Below are 12,677 nucleotides of genomic sequence, written 5' to 3'. Positions count from 1 at the left end.
GCTATGCCGCTATCAAAAATAGAAAATATAACCGGAAATATATGGAAAGGCTACTGGCACCTTTCGGAAAGGACTGATGATTTGCAAAAAATGCTGGCAGACCGGGGCCTGCCGGCAGGGGAGGGCCTGGCGATAGCGCACCCCCGGCGCCGTGCGGAGTGGATGGCGGGACGCCTGCTGGTGGCGGGGCTGCTGGACAAGGCGGGCCTGGAACCGGAGCCATTGGATAAGGATAGTTACGGCAAACCTTACCTTCATAAAGCGCCTTACCAACCTGCGCTGAGCCACCGGAGCCCCTGGGTGGTGGGCCTTTTACACCCTGAAGGGGAAGCGGGCATTGATGTAGAGAAACCGGACAACAAGCTTAAGCGGCTATCGCACAAGTTCTTATGCAACCCGGAGCGTGAGCACGCGGCAGACGACCCGGAGCGGCTCTGCATTTACTGGGCAGCGAAGGAGACGTTATATAAGATGTATGGCCGAAAAGGGGTCATTTTTAGCGAACAACTGCACATAGACCCGTTCGAGCCGGGTGAGAGGGGCCTGATCACGGGGCACATACGCATGCCGGACATGGAGCGTACGGTACGGCTGCATTTTGAGAAACTAGATGAACTTTTCCTGGTTCATAATTTGTAATTACCCCGGTGACCTTACATAGCCCGAAGGGTAGAGTAAGAATTTCCTCATTTTATTTTTTTATATTTTCAGGAAAGAAGCCTACGCTTATGAAAGCTTTTGCTATAATCCTCTTAACCTTTTTTGCTTTTGCGGGCACTATGGAGCGCAGTCAAGTTATATCTGACTTTGCACTAAAAGACGCACGCACACAGCAGCAGGTGAGCCTCAAAGACTTTGGCAGTGCCAAAGGCATTGTGGTGATATTTACGAGTAACTACTGCCCTTACTCTAAACTGTATGATAACCGTATCAAGAATATGGCGAACGCATACAGCGGCAAGGGCATACAGTTTCTATTGGTAAACCCTAACACGGGTGTGAATAATGACCACGAGTCTATCGGCGAGATGGCCCGCAAGGCACGCGAGGAGGGATATGACTTCCCTTACCTGGCAGATGCCACACAGGAGGCTGTACGCCAGCTCGGCGCACAGAAGACACCCGAAGCCTTCTTACTGACCCCGCAGGGCAACGGCTTCCGGGTTGTATACTCGGGCGCCATAGACGATAACCCGCAGGTGGAGCAGGATGTGAAGGAGGCTTATCTCAGAAACGCGATCGACGCACTACTGTCAAATAACACGGCTGGCATAAGCCCGCAACGCCCTACGGGCTGCATGATCAAGAAAAAGCGCCAGTAAGGCCTTAAGACATACTTTGATTTACGATGGGAAGCCTTCTGCCAAAAGCGGAGGGCTTTTTTAATGAGTGAATTTTGAATGAGAGAATGGGTGAATGGTATTAGTCATTGAATAATAGAATTAATGAGTAATAGAGTAATAGAGTGTTGGAGTTTTGAGTTTTGAGTTTTGAGTTTTGAGTTTTTGTAGACGCTACTACTTGCACACAATGACATCTATAGTGGCGCGATTTATCGCGACTTGCATCGTCTGATAGAATGATGGGGGTAATGAGTGAATTTTGAATGAGAGAATGAGTGAATGGTATCAGTCACTGAATCACAGAATTATTGAATAATAGGGCTTTTAAAGAAGCTACTACCTGCAGAAGCCTCCTTTTCACCCTAAGAAATAATCCATAGCACGAATATTCCCCTCCTTTCAGGAAGGGGACCGGTTGAAAAACGCCAAGGCGTATTTTCAAATCAGGTGGTCCGACATTCGGTGGTCCGACTTTCGGAGGTCCTCCCGCGTCTGGCAGCCCGCACCCTGCTCCCCACCTACCTCATTCCCAGAGCTTGTACTTTTCCAGTTGGACTTCTGTGCCGAAGAAGAGCTTGGTGCTGTGCTCGAAGTTATCGGTGTAGTCGGAGACCATGAACCGGTGAGCAGGGGGCTGGGTGGGCTGGGCGAGCAGGTTATTGTACTCGAGGTAGCCGCGGAGGGCACGGGCCACTATCTCGCTGCTGTCGAGCACGGCTACATTGCCCTGGTAATATTCTGAAATCTCTTTTTTGATGAGGGGGTAATGGGTGCAGCCCAGAATAATGGCCTCTATCCCCTGTAGCATTTCCTCACTGAGGTAGGTATCAATGATCTGCCGGCTGATCTTATTGTGCAAAAACCCCTCCTCTATCATAGGCACGAGCAATGGCGTGGCCATGGCGCGCAGGTCGATGCCCTCGCCCAGGGCTTCCACCTTCCGCTGGTAGGTCTGGCTGGCTATGGTCTGTTTGGTGGCAATAAGGCCGATACGCTTCTGAGCAAAGTGCTCGCGGGCGTAGTCCACCACGGGGTCTATCACATTAAATACGCGGGCCCTGCTGCCGGCATACTCGCGCACGAGTTCGAAAGCGGCGGCGGAAGCGGTATTACAGGCAATAAGGATCACCTTGCACCCTGCCTGCAGGAGCACATCGGTGATCTTGACGGAATAGGCTTGTATGGCGGCAAGGGATTTATCGCCATAAGGAAGGTGGGCGGTATCGCCAAAGTAGATCAGCTTTTCATCAGGCAGCAGCTTATTTACGGCATGGGCCACAGTGAGGCCGCCCACACCACTATCGAACAGGCCTATGGGAGATTTTGAGGTCAGGGACATGGGGCAAAGATAAATGATTGAATGAGAGAATGGGTGAATTATTGAATGATAGAATAATTGAGTAATAGAATTATTGAGTAACAGAGTTTTTGTAGACTTCACTTTCTGCAATAGCCCCCTTTTACCCTCAGAAATAATCTATAGCACGAAAATTCCCCTCCTGATTTCAGGCAGGGGACCGGTTGAAAAACGCGAAGGCGTATTTTCAACCCAGGGGAGGTCTTCCGCGTCTGGCAGGCCGCACCGAGCCGCGTAGGCCTTGCAGGCCGCGCCTTGCAGGCAGCGCCCAATGGATTGGCTCTGGCGGAGGTTGCTGGTACTGGGTGAATAAGAATAGTGCAAAAAGGAGGGGTACAGGTTTTCCACAGGTTGACTATAGGATGACTATACAATGACTATAGGATAGCTATAGGGTGGATACAGGCATGTACTACGGAATAGTACTAATAATGGGGAATGGATAGTGGATAATTGATGTCAGTCCTTAAATAGTGTTGACCGTTTTTACTAACAATTACCTATCGGCCATTTATGAACGGGAGGCTCTATCCTTGTTCTGACGTTGATTGGGCGCCAAGGAGAATCGAGGGATGGTTCGTTATTCACTGCCTTGGCCCTACTCACCGGGTAAACCGGTAGCGCATACCCCAGCTACCGCGGAGTATGTCGGCATCGCCGATGATGGGGGCGACCTCGATATGAAACCCGAAGCGCTTATTGTCAAAGGGGTAGACATTAAGGCCGATGGGGATGACGGCGCCCTCAAAGCCGTTGATCCGGCCGCCGAGGCCTGCGTAAAACTCGTAGTCTTCCCTATCAAGGATGTCGTAAGTGATGGCAAGCTCCAGGGGAAAGTTATCAAAAAAGCTGTCGACGCCGGGTCTGAACAGGGGCCGCACACGCTCGCCAAACTCATAATGCACTTCGGCAAAGGGCAATCCCGACTGGTGGTACGCTACGCCTACCTGGGCAAAGGCGGCCGTACCAAGACTCAATAGTAATAGGGTAAAGAACAGGCGAAGTTTCATAGCGGTAGATTTTAATAGGTAATTAACGGATAATTAGCCTGCTGCACAAGTCCTAACGGACTACGCTCCCCTACTCCACCAGGCCGCTACCCTACCGGCTGAATTATGCGCGCGCGGATGGCCACGCATATTTTTTTTGAGGCTACGCATAATTTGGGATAAGAAGGAGAGACGCCTTTTTCACATGTGAACACCTGCAGGTCTGGTATTTCTTAATAGAGTAATACCTTGCCCCAAGTGCTTCATTAGGAATCTGTACAGATGCCCTTCCACTTTTAACCTTGTCCTCCCTGTAATGAATTCAGTCACCTTTAGGTATTTTGAAGCTATTTATTTCCACAGAATAAGGGCTTGGTTTCTTATTAAGATTGTGAAATCTTATATTCAGTCGACTATAACCACCTGAATAACCTATGAAACTCTATTTTTTGAGCCTAAGCTTTATTATTCTTTCCGTATTATTCCCTTTAAATGCTGCGAGCCAATCTAGCGGGTATGACGCCAGCGATCTAAAGGGCAACAAGGAGGGATACATTGCTTTATCAGATAACCCGGAAGTCTTTTTCGGAGTGTATCCCGGCAAAAAAGAAATTGTACTGGTAAAGTATGATTCCGCCCTTAATAAGTTAGATACCTTCATCCTGGATAACCCTCTCGGTAAGCTCAAAGACATTGTAGGAGCCACTGTGAAAAATGACCTTATATACCTATATAGTTATGATAAAAAGTGGGGCAACCATAAGCTAGATTTATCTGTATTTATAATAGACCCGGTCGCAGGAACTCTTACCAGACAAGAATTGCCCACCAACAATGATGAGGCCCAGGCTTCTTTTGTTAGCATCAATGATGGCAAATTCATCGGTATGTCTATCCGAATCAATATACTTAAGATCTATATGTTCGATGGAAAGGATGCCGTGTTTACCAAGGAACTGAATATTGCTGACTATATCACCCCCTCGGGTAGTGATACCACAGTAATGGCTCTGCCACTAATCAAAACCACCGAACAAATTGCCTATACTGACGAGGCTATCTTTATACAGATAGAGGATGCCCTTATAAAGGTACCGCTAAATGCCCAAAAGGCAGTTTTTTACACTCCAACATCAAATTGTAAAAAATGCAGTACCACGAGCCGGTTTTTTGGTAATATGTTGATTACTGCTGAAAAGCAGGATGGCAAAGTTAGTTTTGTCACCTACCAACTGCCCGAAATGAAGGTGATAGATAAGCTGAGGTTTACATCGAAACTGTCCATTGAGCCATACGACAAGTATACAGGTCATACTACCGTCAAAAATTACAGTTCGGTTTTAAAAATCTTTGAAAAAGGAGACCACGAGATCAGTTTGCAAAACCTGGGGAATATGGGGGCTTTTATCAACATATCATCATATGAAATGAGGATAGGCAATACCAATCCGATTACAAATGTTCAGACCAGCGATAGCCGGTCTGCAGAAATTACGCTTGCCGTAGATAAAGAGGGTAATTTCAAAAAGGGAGAGCCTACGGCGGAGGAGTTTGAATTTTACAATACCATGAAAGGTGTTGCCGAGTCCCAACACTACAACTCCTTCCTGCTTGACGGAAAAGTCTATTTGCACGGTAAAGTTAATGGTCCCTCCGGTCTAAAAGATTACTACAAGATCAAAAGGGCGAAGTAGCGGAAACGCACCATAAGATTTTATAAAATGAAATAAATATTTCTTCTGAGCCCCATCCGTGGCTTTAACTGTTCTACCGACCAGGTAACAGTATTATGCGTGCGCGCCGAGGACATTCACGCATATTTTTTCATTACTCGTCGCGCATAATTCCAAATGGTGGATTAACGCATAATTTTTTTTTGGGGGGGGGATTAGTGAATTTCTCTTGGGATCATCTTAGGCAGCTTTGGGAAAAAAATTAGCCTGGTTGGAATGTTTTCTATGGATGTAAAACGATTAACCATTATTTTGCCGAGGAAGATTACAACCTATGAAAAGACTAAACCCTATGAGATTAAAAGTAAAAACCGAATAAAAAGAAAAGTTGCAGGAGGATCGCGAGCCGGATACGTTAGGAAAATATGACCGACGTACATTCGAAAGAAACCCGTAGCTATAACATGAGCCGTATTCGCGGCAAAGACACAAAGCCTGAAATGGTAGTGCGTAAATATCTGCACAGCCAGGGGTTTCGGTATCGTCTTCATGACAAAAAACTTCCTGGTAAACCTGACCTCGTTCTCCCAAAATATAAGACTGTCATCTTTGTTCACGGCTGTTTCTGGCACGGACATGAAGGGTGTAAATACCATAAACTTCCCAAAACCCGTACGGAGTGGTGGCGCGAAAAACTACAAGGAAATATCTCCCGTGATGAAAGGGCTTACGACCAGCTTAAAGAGAACAGATGGCAGGTGCTTGTAATCTGGGAGTGTGAATTGAAAAGTAAAAATAAAGATAAAGCGCTATCTTTGATTGCTAAAAAAATTAGAAATCAACGGGAATGAAATACATAGATTTATTTGCTGGTGCAGGGGGGCTTTCTGAAGGATTTATCAGAGCCGGTTTTGAGCCTGTAGCACATATTGAATCTGATAGAGCGGCTTGCTATACCTTAAAAACCCGAACAGCCTACCATTACCTGAAAAATGCAGGACAAGAAGATATATACCATAAATACCTGAAAAAAGAAATATCAAGGACTGAGCTCTATAGCCATGTCCCCCCCGAAAAGCTCAATTCAGTTATCAATGAAGAGATAGGTGCTGAAAATGTTCATTCTCTCATTGAGCGTATAAAAGAACTTAATGGTGGCACTGATAAAGTAGACCTCATAGTTGGTGGGCCTCCCTGCCAGGCGTACTCCGTGATTGGTCGTGCCCGTCATCAGAACGGCATGAAAGGCGACCCACGAAACTTCCTCTATAAGTTTTATGCCGAATTCCTAAGGGCATTTCAGCCTGAGATGTTCGTATTTGAGAACGTAAAAGGTCTAAGAAGTGCAGGAGGTGGTAAGTTCCTTGAAAATATAGAAAATATAGTCGATAAATCTGACTATCATATGGAGTGCAGGGAACAAAACTCTATCAATTATGGAGTACTTCAAAACCGTGAAAGACTGATAATTATAGGGTGGAAAAAGACCAGTAACCATAGATACCCAATATTCAATCCTATACATCATGACTTTAAAGTGAAAGATGCTTTAACTGATCTTCCCAAAATTAAAGCTGGCGAAAAATATACTGGGGATTACGAAGCTCCTACAAATGACTACCTGAATAAATTCAGTATAAGAAACGGACTGCCATTTGTTACCCAACACGAAGCAAGAAATCACACCGATCAGGACCTTGAAATATATAGAAGGGCTATTCGCCTGTGGAAGGATAAGCAACAACGCCTGAATTATGCAGACTTACCTAAGCACCTACGGACACATAAAAATACTACATCATTCACTGACAGGTTCAAAGTTGTTGCTCCGGAGCTTACTTATTCTCACACTGTAGTAGCTCATATAAGTAAGGATGGACATTACTACATACATCCAGACGAAGAGCAGTGTCGATCTCTATCTATAAGGGAAGCTGCCAGACTGCAATCTTTTCCCGACGACTATTATTTTGAAGGAGTTAAAGAGGGGATAAACAGAACACCTGCTTTCCGACAAATAGGGAATGCTGTTCCGCCCTTAATGGCCGAGGTTATTGCCAGGACACTCAGGAAGAGGCTTGCCAGGGTTTAAATATATGTTTCAACCAACTATATTGAATGACTGACTATTCCAAATTTGCCTCAATAGGTGCCGAGCCTGAAGCCAGCTCTATGATAGAGACATTCAGAGCAATTGGTTACTCTGTTGAAACCGCTCTCGCAGATATAATAGATAATTCAATATCTGCACAGGCAAAAAATATATGGATAGATTATGAATGGGCAGGTGCTGATACTGTTATCGCTATTGCAGATGATGGCATAGGCATGAATAATGAGGAGCTGATACGCGCAATGCGACCCGGCAGCTTCAATCCTAAAGCCAATAGAAGTCCAACCGATCTCGGGCGTTTTGGATTAGGTTTAAAAACGGCATCTTTCTCCCAATGCCGTAAATTTTGCGTCTATTCAAAGAAAAAGGATTATCACTCTGTATACTGGACCTGGGACCTTGATTATGTAGAAGAGGTTAAAGGCTGGCAGCTTATTCAATTCTGCCCGCACTCTTTAGTGGCCGATAAATATTTAGATGATTTAGAGGCCGGAACCTGTGTGCTTTGGTGGGACCTGGATAGGTTGACTAAACACACTTTATCAGATAGCCAAAGCTCCAAAATGAAATTTATGCAAACTATGGATAAGGTAAAAAAACACTTGTCTATGGTTTTTCATCGATACATTGATAAGAGTGTAAGCATATTTTTTAGAGGTAGGAAAATTGAAAGCTGGGACCCCTACATGATTGGGTGTATTGGATTACAGCCCAGACCTAGATCAATAATTGACGAATCTGTAAGTGTAAAACCTTATATACTGCCTCATAGGACTAAACTAAATCCGGAAGAGTACGAGAAAGGCAAAGGACCGAGAGATAGCTGGACAGCTCACCAAGGCTTTTATGTGTATAGAAATGACAGGCTATTAGTATGTGGTGACTGGTTAGGAATGTTTAAACGAGAGGTTCACTATGATCTGTGCAGGATAAGTATTGAGCTACCTAATAATATGGATGAAGAGTGGCAAATTGACATTAAAAAATCAGTTGCCAGACCCCCTTCACGACTTAAAGATACAATTCGCGCTATTGCCGCTGATGCCAGAAATCAGGCTGTGGATGTTTACCGGCATCGTGGCAAGGTATTACAACGCAGCCTCGGATCTTCAAAATCTATATATATATGGGAAGAATTAGTTAAGCATGGCAAGAGGTTCTATAAAATTAACAGAGACCATCCCATTATTCAGAACTTACTGGCTGAGAACAGCAATAAATCGGTTATTGAGAATGTATTGTGTTGTATAGAAGAAACCGTTCCGGTTCCTTTAATTACCCTGTCTGAAAATGAGAATATACAGCCTCAGGCTGAGCCTTTTGAGAATGATGTAAAAGTAATAACTGACCTTATCTATGATTTTGCAAAATCACTATTAGACAGAGGCGAGTCATTAAGTCAAATTAAAAAGATTATTATTCAAATTGAGCCCTTCGATAAATATCCGGAAATTATTGATTCCCTATGTTAGATACAGCCATTAATATTGCTATTGAATTATTGTCTTATAATGAAAAAGCTTCTTTTACTAAAAAGGAAATTGAAAGTGTAGTTGAGGAGGTTTTAGGGATGGGAAGGTTTCAAGCAGCAAACCTAGATAAAAAAGAGTTTATAAGACACTTAGAGGCGAAGGTTAATATAAAAATCGATGACTTTCTCATTTTAGAAGATGAATCCATAAAAAAACCATGGATTCATCAAATCAATGCTGATAATTGGAAGTTTTGGAATTCGTATAAGAGATATCTTTCTTCAAAACAGAAGCTTTCAAAAAAAATCATATTGAAGCTTGATAAGCTTACTGACTCAATACTTGATAATACATTCAATCCCGAAAAGAAAATCGTTGCAAACAAAAAGGGACTTGTAGTTGGGCAGGTGCAATCTGGGAAAACAGCTAATTACATTGGTTTAATCTGTAAAGCTGCTGATGCAGGGTATGGACTAATAATCGTACTAGCCGGTATTCATGATAATTTACGTACTCAAACTCAATTACGAATTGATCAAGGATTTTTAGGGTATGACACACAAACAGTAAGAAAGCTAAATAGAATAGGTGACAAAATAGGAGTGGGAGAATATCGGGATCACCCAAACGCCTTATCTGTTACATCAAGTCACAGCGATGGTGACTTCACATCAATTCCACATGGTTTTAATTTTCATCATCATTATCCTATAGTCGCTGTTGTAAAAAAAAACACACACGTTTTAGCCCGATTACATTCTTGGCTCAAGGGTTTCGCAGGAATTAATAAAGGAGAAAGAACCATTTCAAGCAAATCACTATTGTTGATAGATGACGAAGCAGATAATGCCTCTATCAACATTTCTAAAGACTCTGACAGAGCCGCCATCAATGGACACATTAATAATATAATAAATGTCTTTGATAAAAGCGCGTATGTAGGATACACTGCCACACCTTTTGCAAACGTTTTCATCCCTCTTGATGACTATGATTTGTTTCCAAAAGATTTCATAATAAACTTACCTACACCATCCAATTACATAGGGGCCAGTAAGATATTTGGTATAAGGTCTGATAGTAACGAAGCTGATGACGTTGAACCATACCCATTCATTTGTAAGATTACAGATTACACTAATTTTGTACCCGACAAGCACAAAAAAGATGGAGTTTTACCTAAAGAGGTTCCAGATTCATTAAAAATAGCTGTAAAGTGTTTTATAATAAATTGTGCCATAAGACGCTTGAGAGGACAGGAAACTGAACATAACTCTATGCTAATTCATGTCTCCCGTTTTCAGCGATGGCAGGATAAAATTACTGCTTTAGTTGATGAGGTAGTAACCAATTACAGAATTGCAATCGAGGATGGTGATGAAAGTATTTTAAAAGAGTTTCAGAAGGTTTACGAGCATGATATTGCATACTATAAATCATATACAACAATATATGGTAAATTAAAGACTAGCTCTCTAGCCGAAATTGAACCATCGTTACAATGTCATGACTTTAGAGAAATACAGCTTCAGTTGTACGATGCAGTTAAAAAAATAGATGTAAAAGCAATACATGGTGGATCAAAAGAGGTGCTGGATTATTTTGACCATCCTGATGGACTTTCTGTAATAGCAATTGGAGGTAATAAGTTGTCCAGAGGGCTAACACTGGAGGGACTTTCTGTAAGTTATTTTCTAAGGGCATCAAAGATGTATGATACTCTAATGCAAATGGGACGGTGGTTTGGCTACCGTAAAGGTTATTCTGACTTATGCAGGTTATTTACGAGTTCAGAAATAACAGAATGGTTTACACTTATCACTAATGCATCAGAGGAACTGCGGGAAGAATTTAACTACATGACTAAGGTTGCAGGTACTACCCCTTCCGAATACAACTTAAAAGTACGCTCTCACCCAGGGATACTTCAAATATCTGCCGCCAATAAATTAAAAAGTGCTATTGATATTGCTGTTTCATGGGATGGAAGGTTAGTTGAGTCATACATTTTTCATAAAGATTATTTAATAAAGAAGCAAAATTATGAAGGTTTAACATTCCTTATCAAAAATCTAGGCGAGTATGTTCGTAATAAGGGTAATTTTGTATGGTATAATATTCCATTTGAGAAAATCGAAAGTTTCTTATCCACATATAAACTTCCTGAACAAATGATCTCAGGAAAGATTGAGTATCTCATAGAATATGTAAATAAAAGAATTTCTAAAGGCGAGCTAAAAACTTGGAGGGTGGCTTTGATGTCGAGCAACTCCCCTCAAGGCAATTACGATTTTGAGTGTTATACCGAAAATATTCGGGTAAATAGTTATTTACGAAATAGGGATGAAAGCAATTCAGATAATAATATATATTATTTAGTACGATCTAGACTTATCAGTCCGCGACATGAATTAGTTGATATTCCTGAAAAGTATGGCGAAGCCCTTAAAAGAACGTCAGAACTAAATAAAATTTCTAAAAAGGGATCCCTAAACCCTTCTTATCCTTCAGGTAATGTAGTGAGAAACGAATTTAGAAAGCCTGATGAGCCGCTTATTCTGTTATATCTATTATCACCTTCAGGTGCAATATCTACTGACGAACCGCTTAATGATAATTTGCCCTTTGTTGGGTATGCAATAAGCTTTCCTGGTAATAAAAATAAGACCACAGTAGTTTATAAAGGAAATAGAGACCTGTTTCTTCGCAATTTTCAAACTGATGATGAAGATGAACTGGAGTACGAGGATTAAAAGCATTTGGAAAGACTTGGAGATAGAATCATCATCCTCAATCGTATATAAGCGACTTTCCCCTGAAATTAAGCCGGATATTTATGTTGCGATTAATGCAAGAGAGAAAAAAAAATGCTTGGTAGCTCATGCAATATTCTCAGATTATTATTCCAATATTATAATGGTGCATCATAAGTCCTTTAAAGTTGATTTTATTGAAGGGAATTTCGATACTTTGAAGAAATATTTGATTATTCAGCTAGAAGATGAAGAACATGCAGATGTCTTTTCAGTACTGTGTGCTGATTTATTTCAGGAAGTTCGTGATATAAATACAAATGAGAAATTAGTTCAGGTTTTAATTCATAGAATAAGTAAATGGAGCATTCTTTTTCAGAAGATAAATGCTGGGGGCCTTTCTGCCGAAAAGCAGAGAGGCTTATATGGAGAGTTATATTTTCTTAATAAATTCTTATCTTATAACTCAGACTCCAACCAGGTTCTATCTAGCTGGAAGGGTATGGAAGGTGCTGTGCAGGATTTTGATAATTCGGGATGGGCAGTAGAAGTTAAAACTACCATAACTAAGAAGCATCAAAAGATAAATATCTCCAATGAACGACAATTGGATACTTCTATAGTATCGGAGATTTATTTGTATCACCTATCCTTAGAAGCGAGAGATAATTTTGGCGAGTCGCTTAACGACATGGTGGATCGTACATTTGCGATACTTGACGACGGCATATTTAATGAGAACCTTTTACGAATGAAGCTTTATCAAGCCGGCTATTTTGAAAAGGACAAATTTTTATATGATGTAAAAGGATACACCGTTCGAGAGCAAAACATATTTTCTGTTAAAGATGAGTTCCCACGAATAGAAGAGAAGGATTTGCCTAACGGTGTTGGTGATGTGAAGTATTCCATAATGTTGCCTATCAATGATAACTGGAGAATTACAGAAGAAGAATTGTTAAGAAAAATCAGTTAGA

At 41.9% G+C, this 12,677-nt stretch carries 10 protein-coding genes; 8 read left to right on the top strand and 2 right to left on the bottom strand.

Annotated elements, in window-relative coordinates; translation table 11 throughout:
• Positions 1-3 precede the first annotated feature (3 nt).
• A complete protein-coding gene (locus AB9P05_RS13390; RefSeq protein ID WP_371909330.1) occupies positions 4-639 on the top strand; it encodes a 4'-phosphopantetheinyl transferase superfamily protein in 636 nt (211 codons plus the stop codon).
• A gap of 140 nt (positions 640-779) precedes the next feature.
• Entirely contained in the window at positions 780-1,322 is a 543-nt protein-coding gene (locus tag AB9P05_RS13385) for a thioredoxin family protein (protein WP_371909329.1), read from the top strand.
• Positions 1,323-1,866: 544 nt separating this feature from the next.
• Here the strand turns inward: AB9P05_RS13385 and murI are convergent.
• Positions 1,867-2,682 carry a glutamate racemase gene (gene murI / locus AB9P05_RS13380; RefSeq protein WP_371909328.1) on the bottom strand — a complete coding sequence of 272 codons (816 nt, stop codon included), beginning with the start codon at positions 2,680-2,682 and terminating at the stop codon, positions 1,867-1,869.
• Positions 2,683-3,302: 620 nt separating this feature from the next.
• Positions 3,303-3,710 carry a hypothetical protein gene (locus AB9P05_RS13375; RefSeq protein WP_371909327.1) on the bottom strand — a complete coding sequence of 136 codons (408 nt, stop codon included), beginning with the start codon at positions 3,708-3,710 and terminating at the stop codon, positions 3,303-3,305.
• Positions 3,711-4,123: 413 nt separating this feature from the next.
• Between AB9P05_RS13375 and AB9P05_RS13370 the strand changes: the two genes are divergently transcribed.
• From AB9P05_RS13370 to AB9P05_RS13345, 6 genes are all read left to right on the top strand, one after another.
• Positions 4,124-5,383, top strand: coding sequence for a hypothetical protein (locus AB9P05_RS13370; RefSeq protein ID WP_371909326.1), 1,260 nt, complete (start codon positions 4,124-4,126; stop codon positions 5,381-5,383).
• A 404-nt stretch (positions 5,384-5,787) separates the two neighbouring features.
• Positions 5,788-6,213 carry a very short patch repair endonuclease gene (locus tag AB9P05_RS13365; protein WP_371909325.1) on the top strand — a complete coding sequence of 142 codons (426 nt, stop codon included), beginning with the start codon at positions 5,788-5,790 and terminating at the stop codon, positions 6,211-6,213.
• On the top strand, positions 6,210-7,454 hold the full coding sequence (locus AB9P05_RS13360) for a DNA cytosine methyltransferase (protein WP_371909324.1): 1,245 nt from the start codon (positions 6,210-6,212) through the stop codon (positions 7,452-7,454). Before AB9P05_RS13365 ends, AB9P05_RS13360 begins: the two co-directional genes overlap by 4 nt.
• Before the next feature lie 26 nt (positions 7,455-7,480).
• Positions 7,481-8,947 (top strand): ATP-binding protein, encoded by a 1,467-nt coding sequence (locus AB9P05_RS13355; protein ID WP_371909323.1) that lies wholly within the window; start codon positions 7,481-7,483, stop codon positions 8,945-8,947.
• On the top strand, positions 8,941-11,700 hold the full coding sequence (locus AB9P05_RS13350) for a Z1 domain-containing protein (RefSeq protein WP_371909322.1): 2,760 nt from the start codon (positions 8,941-8,943) through the stop codon (positions 11,698-11,700). The genes AB9P05_RS13355 and AB9P05_RS13350 overlap by 7 nt, the downstream gene beginning before the upstream one ends.
• Positions 11,678-12,676: a PD-(D/E)XK motif protein gene (locus AB9P05_RS13345; protein ID WP_371909321.1), complete on the top strand. Its 999-nt coding sequence runs from the start codon at positions 11,678-11,680 to the stop codon at positions 12,674-12,676. The genes AB9P05_RS13350 and AB9P05_RS13345 overlap by 23 nt, the downstream gene beginning before the upstream one ends.
• Position 12,677: the final 1 nt, after the last annotated feature.

This window comes from Roseivirga sp. BDSF3-8 (assembly GCF_041449215.1).
Classification (GTDB): domain Bacteria; phylum Bacteroidota; class Bacteroidia; order Cytophagales; family Cyclobacteriaceae; genus JBGNFV01.
The sequence above is the reverse complement of the archived record's forward strand: the minus strand, read 5'-3'. Positions and strand labels throughout refer to the sequence as shown.